At 37.0% G+C, this 18,555-nt stretch carries 18 protein-coding genes and 2 pseudogenes; 15 read left to right on the forward strand and 5 right to left on the reverse strand.

What is annotated here, in order from left to right; genetic code table 11:
* Nucleotides 1–290: 290 nt before the first annotated feature.
* From KGF34_RS05585 to KGF34_RS05635, 12 genes and pseudogenes are all read left to right on the forward strand, one after another.
* Nucleotides 291–470 carry a hypothetical protein gene (locus KGF34_RS05585; RefSeq protein WP_022233904.1) on the forward strand — a complete coding sequence of 60 codons (180 nt, stop codon included), beginning with the start codon at nt 291–293 and terminating at the stop codon, nt 468–470.
* A 226-nt stretch (nt 471–696) separates the two neighbouring features.
* Entirely contained in the window at nt 697–822 is a 126-nt protein-coding gene (locus tag KGF34_RS11825; RefSeq protein WP_333780949.1) for a hypothetical protein, read from the forward strand.
* Entirely contained in the window at nt 779–985 is a 207-nt protein-coding gene (locus KGF34_RS05595) for a hypothetical protein (protein WP_252560232.1), read from the forward strand. Before KGF34_RS11825 ends, KGF34_RS05595 begins: the two co-directional genes overlap by 44 nt.
* Nucleotides 986–1,062: 77 nt before the next feature.
* Nucleotides 1,063–1,290: a helix-turn-helix domain-containing protein gene (locus tag KGF34_RS11740; protein ID WP_289780776.1), complete on the forward strand. Its 228-nt coding sequence runs from the start codon at nt 1,063–1,065 to the stop codon at nt 1,288–1,290.
* Nucleotides 1,291–1,545: 255 nt separating this feature from the next.
* Complete coding sequence (locus tag KGF34_RS05600) at nt 1,546–2,910, forward strand: citrate/2-methylcitrate synthase (protein ID WP_186935202.1); 1,365 nt, start codon at nt 1,546–1,548, stop codon at nt 2,908–2,910.
* 1 nt (nt 2,911) lies between these two features.
* Nucleotides 2,912–3,337, forward strand: a complete 426-nt coding sequence (locus KGF34_RS05605; protein ID WP_195410865.1) for a MarR family transcriptional regulator — start codon at nt 2,912–2,914, stop codon at nt 3,335–3,337.
* A 158-nt stretch (nt 3,338–3,495) separates the two neighbouring features.
* A pseudogene (locus tag KGF34_RS05610) lies at nt 3,496–3,867 on the forward strand (phospholipase D-like domain-containing protein); the annotation flags it as partial.
* A 155-nt stretch (nt 3,868–4,022) separates the two neighbouring features.
* The gene (locus tag KGF34_RS05615) at nt 4,023–4,694 is read left to right on the forward strand and encodes a response regulator transcription factor (RefSeq protein ID WP_003698938.1); all 672 of its coding nucleotides are present in this window, start codon (nt 4,023–4,025) and stop codon (nt 4,692–4,694) included.
* Complete coding sequence (locus KGF34_RS05620; protein ID WP_252560171.1) at nt 4,694–5,737, forward strand: HAMP domain-containing sensor histidine kinase; 1,044 nt, start codon at nt 4,694–4,696, stop codon at nt 5,735–5,737. Before KGF34_RS05615 ends, KGF34_RS05620 begins: the two co-directional genes overlap by 1 nt.
* Nucleotides 5,738–5,770: 33 nt before the next feature.
* Nucleotides 5,771–6,862, forward strand: a complete 1,092-nt coding sequence (locus KGF34_RS05625; protein WP_252560172.1) for an FUSC family protein — start codon at nt 5,771–5,773, stop codon at nt 6,860–6,862.
* Between the two features lie 513 nt (nt 6,863–7,375).
* Nucleotides 7,376–7,639, forward strand: a pseudogene (locus tag KGF34_RS05630) (arsenate reductase ArsC); the annotation flags it as partial.
* 615 nt (nt 7,640–8,254) lie between these two features.
* On the forward strand, nt 8,255–8,707 hold the full coding sequence (locus KGF34_RS05635; protein WP_252560173.1) for a hypothetical protein: 453 nt from the start codon (nt 8,255–8,257) through the stop codon (nt 8,705–8,707).
* A gap of 309 nt (nt 8,708–9,016) precedes the next feature.
* Here the strand turns inward: KGF34_RS05635 and KGF34_RS05640 are convergent, their stop codons facing one another.
* Nucleotides 9,017–10,351, reverse strand: a complete 1,335-nt coding sequence (locus KGF34_RS05640; protein WP_195410869.1) for a sodium-dependent transporter — start codon at nt 10,349–10,351, stop codon at nt 9,017–9,019.
* A gap of 124 nt (nt 10,352–10,475) precedes the next feature.
* Between KGF34_RS05640 and KGF34_RS05645 the strand changes: the two genes are divergently transcribed.
* Nucleotides 10,476–11,363: a LysR family transcriptional regulator gene (locus tag KGF34_RS05645; RefSeq protein WP_252560174.1), complete on the forward strand. Its 888-nt coding sequence runs from the start codon at nt 10,476–10,478 to the stop codon at nt 11,361–11,363.
* A gap of 76 nt (nt 11,364–11,439) precedes the next feature.
* Here KGF34_RS05645 and ade read toward each other — a convergent pair whose 3' ends face one another.
* Nucleotides 11,440–13,176 (reverse strand): adenine deaminase, encoded by a 1,737-nt coding sequence (gene ade / locus KGF34_RS05650; RefSeq protein WP_252560175.1) that lies wholly within the window; start codon nt 13,174–13,176, stop codon nt 11,440–11,442.
* Between the two features lie 215 nt (nt 13,177–13,391).
* Here ade and KGF34_RS05655 point away from each other — a divergent pair, with 215 nt between their 5' ends.
* Nucleotides 13,392–14,414, forward strand: a complete 1,023-nt coding sequence (locus tag KGF34_RS05655) for an acyltransferase family protein (protein WP_252560176.1) — start codon at nt 13,392–13,394, stop codon at nt 14,412–14,414.
* Nucleotides 14,415–14,501: 87 nt separating this feature from the next.
* Here the strand turns inward: KGF34_RS05655 and KGF34_RS05660 are convergent, their stop codons facing one another.
* Genes KGF34_RS05660 through KGF34_RS05670 form a run of 3 tightly spaced genes read right to left on the reverse strand, consistent with a single transcriptional unit; the run spans nt 14,502 to nt 16,568 of the window.
* Nucleotides 14,502–15,026, reverse strand: a complete 525-nt coding sequence (locus KGF34_RS05660) for a helix-turn-helix domain-containing protein (RefSeq protein WP_022234041.1) — start codon at nt 15,024–15,026, stop codon at nt 14,502–14,504.
* A 1-nt stretch (nt 15,027) separates the two neighbouring features.
* On the reverse strand, nt 15,028–15,201 hold the full coding sequence (locus KGF34_RS05665; RefSeq protein WP_252560177.1) for an iron-containing alcohol dehydrogenase: 174 nt from the start codon (nt 15,199–15,201) through the stop codon (nt 15,028–15,030).
* 41 nt (nt 15,202–15,242) lie between these two features.
* On the reverse strand, nt 15,243–16,568 hold the full coding sequence (locus KGF34_RS05670; RefSeq protein WP_252560178.1) for an aminotransferase class III-fold pyridoxal phosphate-dependent enzyme: 1,326 nt from the start codon (nt 16,566–16,568) through the stop codon (nt 15,243–15,245).
* Between the two features lie 585 nt (nt 16,569–17,153).
* Between KGF34_RS05670 and mgtE the strand changes: the two genes are divergently transcribed.
* Nucleotides 17,154–18,548 (forward strand): magnesium transporter, encoded by a 1,395-nt coding sequence (gene mgtE, locus KGF34_RS05675; RefSeq protein WP_252560179.1) that lies wholly within the window; start codon nt 17,154–17,156, stop codon nt 18,546–18,548.
* Nucleotides 18,549–18,555: the final 7 nt, after the last annotated feature.

The following is an 18,555-nucleotide window of genomic DNA, read 5'->3' on the forward strand; positions in this document are numbered from 1 at the left end:
GGCTTGTTTGATGGCTTTTTCTAAATTTAGAATTATATATTTAACCATCAAAAGCACTCGGGTATATCTTACGGAAACATATCCACCGCAAAATTTCGGTTAGGTTGTAGCCTCGGATTAGATAATGCAAATTGAGTGAGTGGATTAGATGTCAGTGTGTTTGGAGAGAATTTTATAGGACAAAAAGCTGACAGGCAATCCTGCAATTCGACCGTTTTGAGGGGTTCATGAACAGTGAAATAGATGTTAATAGAAATTAGATAAATCGGAATTTATGGAGGATAAAGCTGATGAACAACAAAAGGATAATTATAGGAGTCACTATCGGAATAATCGCAGCAATACTTTGGAGCGTTGTTTTTATAAATGTCTTAAATAGCATGGCTGGAATTGGAATCGGAATATGTCTGGGTATATCTTTTGGTATATCTGGCAGTCTTATTTTTTCAAAAAAAGATAAAGATAAATGATGATACAACTTCCAGTTTGCCAACTTGCCCTTTGAGAAGAGAATTTTACAAAAGAAGTATTCTCTATGTTCTCAGGCGAGAAAGTTCTTGAAGATTTACGGTGTGATAACACCCTGATGAAAACAATGGTTGACCGCTTCGGAGAAGATGTGACAACCTTGCGTATGATATTACGTCTTTCAGAGTACAGACCGAAGTATCAGCCAGTCCAACCTTTTTCGGTTGGGTGTTTGGCTTTAATGGCAAGGTACAGATACTTGCACCGGAAAGTGTAAAAGAACAGTACAGACAGATGATTGCACAAGCCGATGAGGGTATGCAGGAAAAAGAAAACAAAGGACAGGAAATCTAACACTCCAAAGCATATGATGTCAAGAAACGGCAGAATCTTCCCGCAAAGCTCGCAGCATGAATATGCCAAGGGCGTGGAGTTTGAAGTTTATCCGTCTGCGGATACAACCGCCCCAAACTATCGTTGTGAAATTTGGGTAGCCGTGAACGAAAAAGCCAAGTAATAAGGACAGCAACTGCGAGTTGCTTGTTTGAGATAATGCGTGAGACTATAATAAAGGTGTAAGGAAGGTACTGCATAGTGGATACAAAACAGGTTATACTTGAACTTCGTACTCAAAAGGGAATGTCGCAGGATGAGCTTGCAGAAAAAGTTTTTGTAAGTCGTCAGACAGTTGTGGAAATAAAAAATGATCTGATAAGAACGATGGGAGAATGTCGTGATGTGACAGACCAATATCAAACCGAACGAAGTGCATATTTGCGACTGGGACAATTATTTATGAGATTATTTGCTGGATTGCTATAAGAGTCTGATGAAACGACATTTTAAAAAACAGTTGATTTAGAAGTTAACTGTTTTTGGAAGGCCGTTTTTGCTATATCTAACAGTCTGTTGTACAAAGAAGATTTTGCATGGATGAAAAAAACAAACCTTGTTGAGGTTAAATTGAGTTTTCCATTGTATTGTATTGCTAATGAATAAGAATAAGAAAAAGAACAGACAATGCTGAATACTCTGGAAACAAGAATATCTGAGTATAGTATGTAAGTTCGTAACAGAATGAAAGGAGCGATTCAAATGAGCAATTTGGAAAATTATATGAAACAGCAAGCAATTTTTTGTGAACAAAATGATAGCATTAGTAAGAATCTGTATTCAGAGTATGGTGTAAAAAGAGGCTTACGAGATGAAAAAGGCCAAGGTGTGTTGACGGGGCTTACAAATATTTCTGATATAAAAGCTTTTGAATATCGTGATGGAGTAAAGAGCCCATGTGATGGCGAGTTATCTTATCGTGGTTATAATATAAAAGATTTAGTAACAGGAGGTAAAGGAAAAAGGTTTGTCTTTGAAGAAGGAGCATATCTTCTTTTATTCGGAGAATTGCCAACTGATACACAGTTAATGGAATTTCAGGGAAGACTATCTGATTGTATGGAACTACCGACTAACTTTACCAGAGATGTCATTATGAAAGCACCTACATCAGATATTATGGGTTCTATGACTCGAAGTATTCTTACATTGGGCTCTTACGATAAGGAGAAAGAAAGTCTTGAAATTCCGAATGTGCTAAGGCAGAGTATGCAGTTGATCGCAGTATTTCCTATGTTAGCAGTATATGCATACCATGCTTATTGTCATTATGAAAAAAACGAAAGTATGTATATTCATAGACCTGAAAAAGATTTATCTATTGCTGAAAATTTCCTGCGCCTATTAAGACCAGATACAAAATTCACAGAACTGGAAGCAAGAGTACTGGATATAGCATTATTGTTACATATGGAACATGGTGGTGGTAACAATTCTACATTTACTACACGGGTAGTAACATCTTCAGGTTCAGATACTTATTCTGTTATTTCAGCAGCAATGTCATCCTTAAAAGGAAAAAAACATGGCGGTGCAAATCTGATGGTAATGAATATGATGGATGATATTAAAAGTCATGTGAAAGATTATGAAGACGAAGAGGAAATTACATCATATCTGAGTAAGATTTTGAAGAAAGAGGCGTTTGATCAGAAAGGACTTATTTATGGAATGGGACATGCTGTGTATTCTATTTCAGATCCGAGAGAAAGGGTGTTCAAAGGCTTTGTAGAACAACTCGCAAGGGATAAAGGACGTGAGAAAGATATGGCCCTTTATAACAATATTGAGAAGATTGCACCTAAGTTGATTGCAAAGCAGCGTCAGATATTCAAAGGAGTAAGTCCTAATATAGATTTCTATAGTGGTTTTGTGTATGATATGTTGAATATTCCAAGAGAATTGTACACGCCATTATTTGCGATAGCAAGAATTGCTGGTTGGAGTGCACATCGCCTGGAAGAATTGATAACTACAGATAAGATCATTCGACCGGCATATAAGAGTCTAGTCAGCAAAAAAGAATATATAGAAAGAGAGGAACGATAATATGGGAGCAGGAACCAGTGCAGAGGAGTTTTTTTTAAAGAGCGTCAATGTTGAAAGCATATTTGAATTTATTGAAAGAACAGATTATTTGTTCCTTTATAGTATAAAGGAATGTGTTGAAAAATCAGACTGTCATGAAGGAGTATATCTTTCAGAAGTGGCAGAATACATGAAATTATCGATTCCAGAAACATCTAAGATGGTAAAAAGTCTTGAAAATAAAGGATATATTATCTGGAAATTAGATGAAAAAAAAGAAAGAACATACCTGGTTTTGACGAACAAGGCAATTGAATTAAGTAATTGTCAGAAAGAAAAAATGATAGAAGCTTATGAAAAAATCATATCGAATATACAAGAAGATGACCTGGCAGTTACACAGTGTACATTGAGAAAAATCCGACAGCTTATGGAAGAAATAAAATAGTGATTAATACAACGGAGTAAGAAAAGCTCCTTCATATATTAGAATAAAAATAAATTTTGTTGAGGTTAAATTGAGATTGACTTTGTATTGTATAAGTATGAAATAAAAAGGAATCAGGTGATGTACAATGAAAAAGTATAAAATATGTAAAATCCTTAATATATAAAATCCTTCTTGTTATACTGGCAATTTTTTTATGTGTGGCTTTTTATGAATTGCTCGGAATCTGCGTTGCATATAAAAAGCAGCCGGAAGTGTCCAATACAACCAAAAAAGAAACAAAAAATGGGTCATGGAACGAATGAAGTGAAAATACAGAACTGGCAGTAATCATAGAAAAGAATCCAGAAGCACTTTTACAAAGAGTGCGTTTGATCAAGAATGCAAAAAAGGAAATTATTCTTTCTACTTTTGCATTTCAATCCGATGAAAGTGGAAAATTGATTTTAGGAGCACTGCATGATGCGGCAGACAGAGGCGTACATATTCGTCTGTTAGTAGATGGAATGAAGAGCTGGATTGATATGAAAGAGTGTCCCGCCAGGTATTGGAAGATGGAACCTATCGTGATCCATATCATGTAGAGCCAATTGAATTGACAAAGAAGCGTCAGAGAAACGTACTTTTGGTACAGCATCTGCTTGGATGGGCAAGATATATGTTCTGATAAAGGAGGAAGAAGATCGTGTTTCAAATATTAATTGTAGAAGATGATAAAGAATTAAGCCAGCTATTCCAAAAAGTGCTTGAGAAGAATGGATATCAAGTCAAAAGTGCATCGGATGGAGCACAGGCATTAGAAGTATTGGATAAGGAATATATTGATCTGATCATTTCTGATATTATGATGCCGGTTATGGATGGCTATGAACTGGTGTCAGAACTTCGCTCAGCAGGATATCAGATACCAGTGCTTATGATCACTGCGAAAGGTTCCTTTGATGATATGCGCCAGGGATTTCTTTCGGGAAGTGACGATTATATGGTAAAACCGGTAAATGTGAATGAAATGGTTTTAAGAGTCGGAGCACTGCTTCGCCGTGCACAGATACTGAATGAACACAAAATTGTGATCGGTTCAACAGAGTTTGATTATGATGCAATGACGGTTACAACTGATAAGGAAAGTCTTGTTTTGCCTAAAAAAGAATTCCTGCTTTTATATAAGCTTGCAGCTTCGCCAGGCAGAACATTTACAAAACAACAGTTGATGGATGAAGTATGGGGATACGAGACGGAGGCAGACCCACATACGATAGAGGTACATATAGGAAGAATCAGAGAGCGTTTTAAAGATAACCCTGATTTTGAAATCGTAACAATGCGTGGAATTGGATACAAGGTGGTGAAAAAATAATGGAACAAAAGAAAGAAAAAGGATTGCGGATCCGATCCTGTCTGACCGGTGCAATCTGGCTGGCACTTGTATTTTCAACAGTCATATCTGCTTTATTATTTGCTTTTTTGAATCATTTTTTTTATCTGCCGGGCAGCATACCTGTGCTTGGCTGGCTTTTGATTTTCAATACATTGATTGCAGGGCTGATCACTTCCTTTATTAATGCAAAGTTACTGGAACCAATTACCAGACTTAGTAAAGCAATGAAGGAAGTTTCTCAGGGAGATTTTGAACAGCATTTGGAAACGAACAGCCGTATAGCAGAAGTTGGAGAATCTTATCAAAGTTTTAACGTTATGACAAAAGAACTTCGTGCAACAGAGGTGCTGCAGATGAATTTTGTATCTGATGTTTCTCATGAGTTTAAAACCCCGATTAATGCCATTGAAGGATATACAATGCTGCTTCAGGGAGAAGAACTGTCTCCGGATCAAGAGAAATATGTAGAAAAAATCTTATTTAACACCCAAAGACTTTCCGGATTGGTTGGTAATATTTTGCTGTTATCCAAGTTAGAGAATCAGAATATACCAATGAAAAAAACAGAATATCGTCTGGATGAACAGATCCGCCAGGCATTTCTTTCATTGGAAACAAAATGGACAGAAAAAGAAATTGGTTTTCAGGTAGAATTGGAGGAAGTTAAATATACTGGGAATGAAGGACTTTTTATGCATATCTGGATAAATCTTTTGGATAATGCGATTAAGTTCAGCCCTTCAAAGGGGACAATTACGATGTTTCTAAAACAAGAACAGGATTCTGTTAAATTCATTCTGGAAGATGAAGGACCAGGAATAGAGGATGATGTAAAATCCAGAATATTTGACAAGTTCTATCAGGTAGATGGATCTCATAAAGCAGAAGGAAATGGCCTAGGTCTTGCACTTGTAAAACGGATTGTAGATAGTGCCGGAGGAACAATCAAAGCAGAAAACCGTGAATATGGTGGATGCAGATTTGTTATAGAGCTGCCAAAGCAGAAAGATGAGATTATATAGTTTTAAGATAAATTAGAAGATGGGAGGATTTATATGACATTTTATCAGGAGTTGCAGTTAAATCAGGCAGGTTCTAAAAACCTGTTGAAAAAGAGTAAAACACTAAAAGAAAAATTATATCATATGTGGGTATATCTGGTGAAGATAGCTGTTACAATGGCATTTTGTTTTTTCTTTGTTAGTATTTTCAGCATCCTATTTGGAAATGAGAACAGCATTGTAGGTGTAGTAGTCTTATTATGTCTCATGGTGTTTAGAAATGCGGATCTGGGGATCCACACCGGACAATCTACGATGCTTTTGGCTTTGTTCTTTGTAATTATGACTGTATGTCCGCATTTAGCAAATCAGTTTTCACCGGTATTGGGAATGCTGTTAAATATTGCGGCACTGGCTGTGTTGATTCTGTTCGGATGCCATAATCCATTCATGTTTAATCAATCTACATTGGTTCTTGGGTATCTGCTGCTATATGGTTATGATGTTACGGGAAAAAGCTATCAGATGCGATTAGTCGGAATGGCTTTAGGTGCAGCACTTACCTGCTTCGTATTTTATCGAAATCATAAAAACAGAACTTATAAAAGTAATCTGAAAGATCTGATACAAGAATTTGATATCACTTCTTCCAGAACAAAATGGCAGATATGTCAGATTTTATGCGTACCGATTGTCCTTTGCATTGCAGAACTTTGTAATATGCCACGTGCAATGTGGGCTGGTATTGCGGCCATGTCCGTGATTTTGCCGTCTATGGAAGATATGCACTACAGAGTCCGTAAAAGGATTGTCGGAAATATTGCAGGTGTTATATGTTTTACAGTATTATATTTTCTGCTTCCTTCGTCAATCTATGCATATATAGGAATTCTTGGTGGAATCGGTGTAGGATTTTCAGCACAATATGGCTGGCAGGCAGTATTTAACACATTTGGTGCTTTAGCCATTGCTGCAGAGACATATGGACTACAAGGAGCGGTTAGTCTTAGAGTGATTCAAAATGTTTTTGGTGTTGTGTTTGCTTTAGCATTTTGTGTTATATTTTATTGGTTTATGTCTAAAAAAAAGGAAAGTGATGTGACCGTACATGCAGAGCGAAGTGAATCAGAAAGAAAATTTGAATAGAATTATTACGGTTTCTAGATAAGGTTTTTTATGATGAAAGCAGTATATCATATGCGGTCATGCATTGAAAATACTGTTCAGTTAAGAAATGCTGTATTTTTTAGGTGCACTAATGTGTAGAAAGCAGGTGTATGATGAGTTCAAATCATTTTTTGGGGTATGACAAAAAGACAGATTGCATATCTGCCTCATAATGGAGTATAATGGTAACGAGATTTATGCAACCCGATACATGAAATCCCTATTTCTCTTTGGACGGAGGTGGATAGGATAATTTCGATTGTACCTGACAGGTGTCAGATACTTTTGTATGAGAAGCATGGTCTCTGTTTCGTTACCACCGTGTTTGAGATATGCCCTGCATATGTTTACTGTGATGGCGAAATTAATTTTATAGATGTGTTTGGTATTTTTAGATGTTTTTACCACAGCGTGAGAAGTCACTAATTCACAGAAATTATACAGAATCATACGGGCATTGATTTCCTGAAGGATTCCATCATACTTGCTGCGCCCCAGATCAATCAGAATGCCGTCCGTCTCATGAAGGAGCTTTACGGCATCGACATGGAGAAAAAGCAGTATTCTAAGCTGATATCAAGCATCCCGGAGCCAGACATCTCCATCTCCATGGGTTGTGATGTAGGTTGTCCATTTATTGGCAGAGCGTTTGATGACAACTGGAAACTTGAAGATCCGACAGGAAAAACGGATGATGATTTCAGGGGGGTTATACAGCAGATCGAGAAGAATATTCTAGAATTAAAGAAAAAATGATTGCAATATAAATTCCAGTTTGTAGGGATGACATGAAAAATGAAGTTTAAGGAATAGAGCTTTCCCTGTTTGCCTATACAAATGATAGAGCAATTCAAGGTTATCACAGGCTCGAACCACTGGATTTCAAGGGAAAAGGTGCGTTCCGCCATTCCCGTGTACAATAGGGGGTGAGTATGTTTTTCGTTGAACAACCGAGCCATATTGAAACCATAGTATTGATGTCAAGGAAATAATCAAACAATCTATAATGCGGCTTGTTTGCTGACTTTTGCAGCAGTTTAAATTATACGCACAACTAATGTAAATACCCGGCTATATCTTATGGAAACATATCCAACACAAAATTTCGTTCAGGTTGTAACCTTGAATTAAATAATATGAAAACATATATATTTCAAAAGCCATAAAAACTCCGCAACGCCACACATTTAAGGTTTTATGCATACCGCAATATAAGGCAACTACTATGACGATAACAAAAAATCTAAGCACTATTAGGAAAAATACAGTTTTAAATATCATAATACGGAAGAAAACAAGCTTGTATCATAAGGTACAATGTATTTATTGCAAAAAAATTAAAATATACAATAATTTTCAGGAAGGTAAAGAATGTATCAAGTAACAGTTACACCTCAATTTCTAAGCGGCAAAGATACTTTTCGACAGGCAGTGCCTGCATTGTCATGGGCAGTTTTAATTTTTGCCACATTTATTTTGATGTGCGTATTTGATTTATATATTCTTGTGATACCGTTTCTACTTGAATTTATAAGTGTAATACCTATGGGAATATGGTCGGTAAAAAGGTCGAAAAAAATCAGAAAAGAATCCGCCAAACCAACAATAATAACACTCACAGCAAAAAACGGAGAAATATACAAAGACAATATAAAACTCAACTTATCGTATAGTGTGCCGAAAAACATAGTTTATATAGATAACGGACACAGATCGGGAAAATTTAAATTTTATACTCTCTCTTTTTCTGCGATAATTACAGGAAATGAAGTCAACGGATTTATTGACTTTTGTCTTAAAAATAATGTTAGATTCTTAGTCTAACTTTTTGGGGTCGGCTCATTCATAGCTACATTTCCAAATATTTTTTCTGTTTATATTATAAGAAAAACAAGACCTCATGAGAAGTCTTGTTTTTGTTCATCTGTATATACTTAAAGGTTATAACTGCTTTTTAGTTTTAACTGCTTCTTCCGCCGCTTTATTAAAACTGCCTGCGTCTGTTGCTCTTATAAAAGTTTCAATTTGCGGATTATACATCAAATCATCACCGATAAACTTTGATATATTTGATATTATAATTTATACGCTATTCTTTTGTCAAACCGACAAAAAGTGTAAATTTTTCGCAGCTTATCTCCAATTGAAAGTTATCAAACCGTAAACATAAATAAATCCTATAAACAGAGGTACAACATATTTAAAAATCGGTTTCATCCACGACTTAATCTTAAGTCCTTTGCCCTCGTTGGCCTCTTTGATAAAGTTATCCCAGCCCCAGCCGAATTTATTGCAACAGAAAAGAGCAAGAACAAGCGAACCCAGCGGAAGAATATTTGTAGATACTATGAAATCCCAGAAATCAAGCCATGTTGTTCCTTCGGAAAACGGTTGAAAATGAAGCACACTAAAACCGAGCGCCGTTGTAAGTGCAAGGACAAATACAACAATTCCACAAATCAAACTTCCTTTGCGGCGTGACCAACCCGTTAAATCTCTAATCATTGCAAGGATATTTTCACACACACCGAGAACGGTTGACAAAGCTGCAAAAACCATAAACAGGAAAAAGAGAGTTCCCCATATGCGGCCGCCTGCCATATTATTAAACACAGTTGCCATAGTGTCAAATAAAAGGCTCGGGCCTGAATTTACTTCAACACCATAAGTAAAGCATGCAGGGAAAATTATTACACCTGCAAGAATGGCAACAAGAGTATCCAAAGAAATTATATTAACAGCCTCGCCCATAAGGGAATGGTCTTTGCCTATGTAACTTCCGAAAATAGCCATTCCGCCCATACCTGTTGACAATGTAAAGAATGCCTGATTCATTGCCGCCACTATAACCGAGCCGTCAATCTTTGAAAAATCGGGTTTGAGGTAAAACGACATTCCCTCTCCTGCGCCTTTCAGCAACAGACTGTTTACCGCCAAAACTACCATCAGCACAAGCAATGCGCACATCATATATTTTGTTACTTTTTCAAGTCCGTTCTGAATATTGAACGAAAGAATTACAAAAGCAATAACTACCGTAACCAGCAGAAAAATAACATTTACAGACGGCTGAGAAATCATAGAATTAAAGCCGAGGTCGGCATTATTCCCTATAAGAAAATTGACAAAATAGTAGATAATCCATCCGCACACAACTGTGTAAAACGCCATCAGCGCAAGGTTGCCCAAAAGGCAAACCCAACCGAATCCGCCCCATTTCTGCCCCGGCTTTTCTAATTTTTTATACATATGAATAGGACTTGTCTGCGCCGCTCTTCCGACGGCAAATTCCATAATCAAAGACGGAATACCGAGTACAATTAAGCAAATTATATATACCAGCATAAAACTTCCGCCGCCGTTTTGCCCGCACATCCACGGAAATTTCCAAACATTTCCGCATCCGATTGCACACCCTGCCGAAAGCATAATAAAGCCAAGTCTGCTTCCAAGTTGTTCACGCTTCATTATAGTAAATCTCCTTTAAAATTAAACACAATATAATTTATAGTATAGCAAAAATTGTATTATTTGTAAAATTGATAATATTATGTTATAATAACGAAAATATCGTTTATAAAGGATAAATAATATGGATACCAATGTATTAAAAACTTTTGTTGCCGTATGCGAATACTCGGGTTTTTCAGCGGCTGCCGATAAACTCGGTTATACACAATCTACGGTTTCTTCACAAATAAAGCAATTGGAAAATGAGCTTGACACTGTTCTTTTTGACAGGTTTTATCACAGAATAAACCTTACAGAGGACGGGCTGATCGTTTTGCAGCACGCAAGAAATATACTCGAATCTCACGAAAAAATGCTTGAAGGACTTAAAACTCCCGAAATAATAAAAGGAAATATCAGACTTGCAATGTCAAGTTCGGTATGTAATCGTTATTTTAAAGATGATTTTCTGAAATTTCGCAAACAGTTTCCCGATATTCATTTGGTTGTATTGGAGAGCGGTACAGAGCAAATGTTTGATATGCTAAGGAAAAACGAAGTTGACTTAATATTTACTTTGGACAGCCATATTTACGATTCGGAGTTTATTATCTGTGCCGAACATAAAGAGGAAGTCCACTTTATAGCCGCCGCAGATCATCCGCTTTTACAGCGAAACGAACTATTGTTAAAAGAAATATGCTCCGAAAATTTTGTGCTTACAGAAAGCAATATGAGCTACCGAAAACTTCTGAATCATGAGCTTGCCACGCAATCGTTGGAAATTCTCCCGATTCTTGAAATCGGCAATCCTCTGCAAATCTGCTCACTCATAGAAAACAGCAAAATGATTTCCTTTCTACCTGATTTTATTACGGAAGACGCATACCGCAACGGATATATTAAACATCTGCCGATTGCTGATTGTGATGTTTCTGTATGGACTCAATTATTAATACACAAAAACAAATGGTGCTCCCCTGCCCTGAACGCATTTATAGATTTTTACAGAGAGGTTATCGGTAAATAAAAACTTCTGATATATTACACAATACAGCTCCCCTATCATTATTACCGTGACAGGAGAGCTGTTGTTTAATTTATAATTAAATTTTATTTTTCTCCACAAACTCGCATTTTTCAACATCAAATACACCTTTTGTGGTTATTCGCAGTGACGGGATTACAGGCAGGCTTAAAAATGACAGCGTCATAAACGGGTCTATGCCTTTGTCCGCACCGAGGCGGTATGCCTCGGTTTTGGCTTTTTCGAGTTTTTCGTTTACCTTTTCTAAAGGTTCTTCCGACATAAGTCCTGCAACCGGGAGTTCAAGCAATGCCTTAATTTTTCCGTTATCGACAACCGCTATACCGCCTTTGCTGTTTCTGACCGCATTAACGGCAACGGATATATCACTGTCGGTACAGCCTACCGCAATAATATTATGTGAGTCGTGCGCAACGGAAGTTGCAACCGCTCCCGATTTTAAAGAATATCCCTTTACATAGCCGACACCGATGTGGTTCGTATTTTTATGGCGCTCAATGCAGGCGATTTTTAAAATATCGCTTTCCACATCAATTTTATCGGCTGTTCCGAGATTATGCGTGAGAAGTTCTCCGCTGACAAGTCCGATAAGACCGAGTTTTCCGTCAACTTTAAAACTGTCTGGCATAACTTCGTTTAGGCAGAATGTGTTATGACATTTTTCGATAAGCCTGTCATCTGCGGCAGGGATTTCAAACTTCTTTACCTCACCGTCAAAAATCACTTTACCACGCTTGAAAACAGTTTCCACATTAAAATCCGTCAAATTGTCTACAACAACCATATCGGCAAGATAACCGGGTGCAATTGCTCCCTTATTGTTAAGCGCAAAATATCTTGCGGCATGGTGAGTTGCTGCTTTTAATGTGATTATCGGGTCTGCTCCGTTTTTCAGCGCCTGTTTTACTATGTAATCAATATGTCCTCCATACAGCAAATCACTCGGATGTTTGTCATCAGTGGCAAACATACAGCGTGCATAATATTGCTGATTCAGCAACGGCATAAGCGCCTTTAAATTGTGAGCGGCAGTACCCTCTCTTATCATAATAAACTGACCTTTTCTAAGCTTTTCAAGTGCATTTTCAAATGTTGAACATTCGTGGTCGGAGTAAACACCTGCGGCTATGTAAGCGTTAAGGTCGTTTCCCGAAAGTTCGGGAGCGTGTCCGTCTATCTTTTTATGGTGAGCCTGCGAGGCAACTATTTTTGAAACCACATCATTGTCACCGTTTATCACTCCGACATAGTTCATCATCTCGGCAAGACCGAGGACTTTTTTATGCTCAAAATACGAATCAATATCCTTGTAGCCAAGCTCTGCACCGCTCTCGTCAAACTCGGTAGCAGGTACACAGGACGGCAACATAAAATGCACATCAACAGGCAGGTTCTGCGAGCTTTGTATCATATATTCAATACCGTCAGTTCCCATTACATTTGCTATTTCGTGGGGATCGGTAATAACGGTTGTTGTTCCGTGAGAAACAACCGCTTTTGCAAACTCACTCGGAGTTACCATTGAGCTTTCAAGGTGAATGTGTGCATCTATAAAACCGGGTAAGACAAGTTTGCCGTTTACATCGATTTCGTTTTCTCCCTCATACTCTCCGATACCGGCTATAAGACCGTTTGCTACAGCTATGTCGCCCTGCAAAAATTCATTTGAAAAGACATTGAGATACATTGCGTTTTTCAGTACAAGGTCAGCCTTTTCTCTGCCCGAAGCAACCGCAATGATTCTCTGCTTTACACCTAATCGTCTGTTTATTTTCTCTTCGTATGTTTCTTTCATAAAAGCACCACCTTGCAAAATATTAATCTTTATTTTTTAATAATTATATCATAATAATTTAATATTAAAAGACATTTATACTAATATTTTCTTTTTCTATCTCAATAATCATATCAGAAAAGCCAAAATATTATTACAAACTTGAAAAATGAAAAATCAGAGGTATAATAGTAGTTATGTAAAATTAAAAATATGAAAATGTGTGGGGAAATATGATGGAAAACAGCAAAACCGAACGATTGGCTTATATAGATGTGGCAAGGGGATTTGTAATTATTTTAATGCTGATAGGTCACGCAAATGCACCTGACCCGCTTGTGAAAGCAATTTTCGGCTTTCATATGCCATTCTTCTTTATACTTTCCGGATTTTTATATAATAAAACAAAATGGTCCGAACTCGGTTTCAAAAAATTCACAGTATCCAAATTTAAAGCTTACATAGTGCCTTACTTTATTTTGGCTTTTTTCAATTTACTCATAAATATACCGATTGAACAAATTAAAGGTCTGAAAGGTCAGGAATTATTTGACTCAACAATGAATCATTTGCAATGGATATTTTACTCTTGGGGCGCAATAGACAAAATGCCTAACTGCACTCCGTTATGGTTTTTGCCGTGTATATTCATTTGTTGTATTTGCTTTTATTTTCTCAATAAAATAAACAACACAGCCGTACAGACAGTTATCTGTATATTGTCTGTAACACTTGACTATATCTTGTACTTATTTATAAATATTCAATTACCTTGGCACATCAATGTTGCTCTAATCGGTATGACATTTATGTTCATAGGACTTAAAATCAAAGAATCAAATCTGCTGAAAAATATCACCCACGGTATATCTTTTATATTTTCTATGATAGCTCTCGGTGCATTATGCATAGTAACAAACCCAAGAGTTGACCTCTGCAACAATACACTTAACAACACTTTCCTTACATTTACGGGTTCAATTACAGTTTCTGTTGCCATACTTTTTATTTGCTATAAATATGTGAATAATTTTAAATTTTTAGCATTCTTAGGCAAAAACACCATAATTATTATGGCTTTAAATTACGCAGTAAACAGTTATTCAAACCAAATTTGGAGCAATACTCCTGTACTGCAAAGTATAAGCTATTGTTGGTGGATTATGACAATAGTTGATATTCTCGCCTGCTCGGCGCTGATATTACTCTGGAACGCACTAAAGAAGGGATTTCCCGTATTAAGATCATTGCATATATAATCACAATTAAAATAAACAAAGCTGACATTGCTAATTTGCATTGCAATGTCAGCTTTGTATTTTATGACAACAAAATAATTTATAAAATTACAGCACATCTTTTATCTCAAAAGCCAAAATGAGTTTAAAGCGTTCCTCAAAGGTCTTAAGGTTATTGCCGAGGATTTTTTTGATTTTAGCAAGCTGATAATTTATTGTATTGCGGTGCACAAATGTTTCTTCCGCCACCTTCTGCACACTGCCGTCATACTTAAGATACAACCGTAAAAAATTCAGATAATCTGTTCCGTTATCTCTGTCGTAAATCTCAAGTTTCCTGAGGTTTTCATTGTATATGCTCTCAAGCAGCGAATTATCGTCTACGGCAAGAATGAGTTTTTTGATTTCAAGTTTTTCATAAAACATCGGACTGATATTTCTGCGTTGAGAAAGTTTGAGCATCTTAAGCACAATCTGATATGTTTTTGACAGTGACTTTATATTACAATCGGTTTTACTGACCGCAATATAAAGTTTATTAACGCTCATAAACTTCTCCTGCTCTGCCTGCAACTTTTCAACCAGACTTTCGATTTCCGCATTTGTAAAATTGCTTAGCACATAAAACAGCATATTATCTACCCTCTTCGTCAAGCAATGCCATTAGTTTTTTCATCATATCCGAAACCGCAATGTGTCTGCCTGTTACGATAAAAGCCTTTCTGCCCATTTCTTTTAAAAGCGGTGCAGCCTCGTTAAGCACGCCTTTGCCGACTACTATGTGATTTGGAACTACAAAATGTGACATTTTAATATCTCCCGTTATTTTAGAATTTTACTATTATAGTATCAAATCAATTCATTGTCAACATATGTAAGAACTTCGTCCATCTTTACCATTTCTTCCCTGATCTGTTCTTCTGTAATGATAAGCGGCGGATTTACAAAGAGCATATTTTCGTGTGAATAAGTCATAAACTTTTTCTTCTTTAACATTCCTACAAGACTGCCCATAATGCCTTTTTCATCCTTGCCGTACGGAACTAACGGTTCTTTTGTTTTCTTGTCCTTTACAAGTTCAATAGCAGAGAACAAACCGATATATCTTACATCGCCTACACAAGGATGTTTCTCTTTCATTTCTTCAAGAATTTCACCGAGCACCTTGCCAACCTTGTTTACATTGTCAAGAATGTTAGCCTCGCTGTAGTAGTTTACACAGGCAACACCTGCCGCACAAGCAAGCGGATGACCGCTGTATGTAAGGCCGCAGGAAAGAAGATGATCGTCAAAGTAATCTGCGATTTTCTGCGATACCGCAACTCCGCCGAGCGGAACATAGCCGCAGGTAACGCCCTTTGCAAATGATACAATATCGGGAACTACATCAAAATTCTGGAATGCAAACATTTTACCTGTTCTGCACCAACCTGCCATAACCTCATCGCAAATCATCAGAATACCGAACTCATCACAAATCTTTCTTACTCCCGGTAAGTAACCCTTAGGAGGAATAATTACACCGTTTGAACCTGTAATTGTTTCCATAACGATTGCGGCTACACTGTCAGGACCTTCGTAAATAATCTGCTCTCTCAATTTAGTGAGATAATATTTTGTAGCTGCCTCTTCGGATTCAAATTCAACAGCCTCTCTGTAAACATACGGATCAAAAAATTTTACAAATCCCGGAATACCCGGCTCAAGCGGATATCTTCTCGGCTCGCCCGTAAGGTTGCCTGCGCCGAATGAAGAACCGTGATAACTTCTGTAACGGCTGAATACCTTGTTTCTGCCCGTAAACATTCTTGCAATCTTTACTGCGTTTTCGTTTGCATCTGCACCTGCATTTGTAAAGAATACTTTGCCAAAACTGTCCGGAAGAAGATTAATAATCATTTCCGCAAGTGTTGACTTTGCCTCTGTTGCGTATGACGGGCCTACAAAACAAAACTTATCAACCTGTTCTTTAATTGCATCTCCGATAGCTTTGTTACCGTAACCTAAGTTAAGGTTTACAAGCTGTGAAGACATATCTGTATATTTATTACCGTCAAAATCGTAGAAGTAAATTCCCTCTGCCTTTGCAACAGGAATAGGATTTAAGTTACCCTGCTTGCTCCATGACTGAAGTACATATTTCTTATGGTTTTCAACAATTTTTTCAGGTGTCATAATTATCATCCTTTCAAATCATACCCTATCAAATCACAAATGGGACTTCGTGTTCAACGAAGCCCCATTGCTTTGAAATCTCTTTTGTTTATGCCATTATTATACCACGATATTTTATGAGCGCAACACTTTTATGCACAAATTTCTTTGTGCTGCGGCACAAATTGCAAATATAAAGCATCACTTTTTATAGGGAAATCTGTCACAATTCATAATATTTTATAAGCTGCAAACAACTTGTGCATAATATTGTTATCGGATTGTAAATTTTAAATCTAAATTCTTATACTTACTTGACATAAATATATTTAGGTGATAAATTAATATATGATAAAGTTTAATCGGAGGTGAGATTTAATGGACAGTTGCAGTAGTTTTGGTCGAAGTATTCAAACAGGTGTTACGGAAATACTCAATGTAAGGCTGTCTGTTAAATTCTGACTGATGTTTAGCCTTTTGTAAACATAATATTACTTTCTGTTCCACCGAATATTATCCTATACTGCTCAACAATCAATTGTTAAACTGCTGTGGGAATAGCGGTGGTATTTTTATGCCCTTTTGAGGCAAATGGGAGGTAATGCTATGACAGAGAAAGTATTAAACAAACCAATGTATGCAGATGAAATCGTAAAGATTTTCAGGAGCGGACTTCCAAAAGACGAGCTTATAGAAAAAATTTCCGACTACCATACAAGCGATATTGCCGACGCTCTTGAAAAAATGACTGCCGACGAAAGAAAAGCGCTCTACCCTGTTCTCGGTGTGGAACTTGTTGCGGAAATATTTTCTTACATTGAAGATTCGGAAGAGTATCTGAAAGAAATTAATTCCGATAAAGTTGCTAATCTGCTTTCGGAAATGGACTCCGACGATGCGGTAGATATTCTTGAAAAGCTCGGCGATGACGACAGAAAAAGAATAGTCGCCTTGCTTGACAACGATGCAAAACAAGATGTACGAATGATTTTATCTTATGACGATGATGAAATCGGCAGTGAAATGACTACCAACTACATCGTTATAAGCAAAAATCTTTCTATAAAAGAAGCCAGACACGAACTTATCTCGCAGGCAGGCGAAAATGATAACATCAATACAATTTACGCTGTTGACGACAACAACTGTTTTTTCGGCGCTATTGATTTGAAAGATTTAATTGTTGCAAGGAATTATCAAAATCTTGATGACATCATAGTAAAGTCATATCCTTTTGTAAAGGCACACGAAAAAATTACGGATTGTATTGAACAATTAAAAGACTATGCAGAGGATTCTATCCCTGTGCTTGATGACGAAAAACATATTCTCGGCGTTATTACCGCCCATGATATTGTTCAGGTTGTGGACGAGGAACTCGGTGAGGATTACGCAAAACTCGGTGGTTTGACCGCAGAAGAAGATTTAAACGAAACCACTTTTCAAAGCACAAAGAAAAGATTGCCTTGGCTAATTATTCTGCTTTTTCTCGGTATGGGAGTATCTTCGGTGGTAGGCATTTTTGAATCGGTGGTAGCCGTTATTCCGATAGTTATATGCTTTCAGTCGCTCATACTTGATATGGCGGGAAATGTAGGCACTCAATCGCTTGCGGTTACAATCCGTGTACTTATGGATGAAAATCTGACAGCGTCAGACAAATTAAAACTCACCGTAAAAGAAATGAAAGTCGGATTTTCAAACGGAATTTTCCTCGGTGTAATGGCAGTGATTTTTGTCGGTCTGTATATTTTCCTTATTAAAGGAAACGATATTGCCTACTCGTTTATTGTATCGGGCTGCGTAGGATTTTCGCTTTTGGCGTCTATGGTAATTTCAAGCCTTATCGGCACACTTGTTCCTATGTTCTTCAACAAAATGAAAATCGACCCTGCCGTAGCGTCAGGCCCATTGATTACAACCATAAACGACCTTGTTGCAGTTGTGACATATTACGGTATGGTATGGCTGCTTTTGATTAACATTTTACATTTAACCTAAATATTTT

The sequence above is a fragment of the Ruminococcus sp. FMBCY1 genome (genome assembly GCF_023921805.1).
GTDB lineage: Bacteria > Bacillota > Clostridia > Oscillospirales > Acutalibacteraceae > Ruminococcoides > Ruminococcoides intestinale_A.

Coding starts and splice junctions, on each gene's coding strand:
- KGF34_RS05585 (WP_022233904.1), top strand. CDS start 291: ATGAACAACAAAAGGATAATTATAGGAGTCACTATCGGAATAATCGCA.
- KGF34_RS05595 (WP_252560232.1), top strand. CDS start 779: ATGAGGGTATGCAGGAAAAAGAAAACAAAGGACAGGAAATCTAACACT.
- KGF34_RS05600 (WP_186935202.1), top strand. CDS start 1,546: ATGAAAGGAGCGATTCAAATGAGCAATTTGGAAAATTATATGAAACAG.
- KGF34_RS05605 (WP_195410865.1), top strand. CDS start 2,912: ATGGGAGCAGGAACCAGTGCAGAGGAGTTTTTTTTAAAGAGCGTCAAT.
- KGF34_RS05620 (WP_252560171.1), top strand. CDS start 4,694: ATGGAACAAAAGAAAGAAAAAGGATTGCGGATCCGATCCTGTCTGACC.
- KGF34_RS05625 (WP_252560172.1), top strand. CDS start 5,771: ATGACATTTTATCAGGAGTTGCAGTTAAATCAGGCAGGTTCTAAAAAC.
- KGF34_RS05635 (WP_252560173.1), top strand. CDS start 8,255: ATGTATCAAGTAACAGTTACACCTCAATTTCTAAGCGGCAAAGATACT.
- KGF34_RS05640 (WP_195410869.1), bottom strand. CDS start 10,351: ATGAAGCGTGAACAACTTGGAAGCAGACTTGGCTTTATTATGCTTTCG.
- KGF34_RS05645 (WP_252560174.1), top strand. CDS start 10,476: ATGGATACCAATGTATTAAAAACTTTTGTTGCCGTATGCGAATACTCG.
- ade (WP_252560175.1), bottom strand. CDS start 13,176: ATGAAAGAAACATACGAAGAGAAAATAAACAGACGATTAGGTGTAAAG.
- KGF34_RS05655 (WP_252560176.1), top strand. CDS start 13,392: ATGGAAAACAGCAAAACCGAACGATTGGCTTATATAGATGTGGCAAGG.
- KGF34_RS05660 (WP_022234041.1), bottom strand. CDS start 15,026: ATGCTGTTTTATGTGCTAAGCAATTTTACAAATGCGGAAATCGAAAGT.
- KGF34_RS05665 (WP_252560177.1), bottom strand. CDS start 15,201: ATGTCACATTTTGTAGTTCCAAATCACATAGTAGTCGGCAAAGGCGTG.
- KGF34_RS05670 (WP_252560178.1), bottom strand. CDS start 16,568: ATGACACCTGAAAAAATTGTTGAAAACCATAAGAAATATGTACTTCAG.
- mgtE (WP_252560179.1), top strand. CDS start 17,154: ATGACAGAGAAAGTATTAAACAAACCAATGTATGCAGATGAAATCGTA.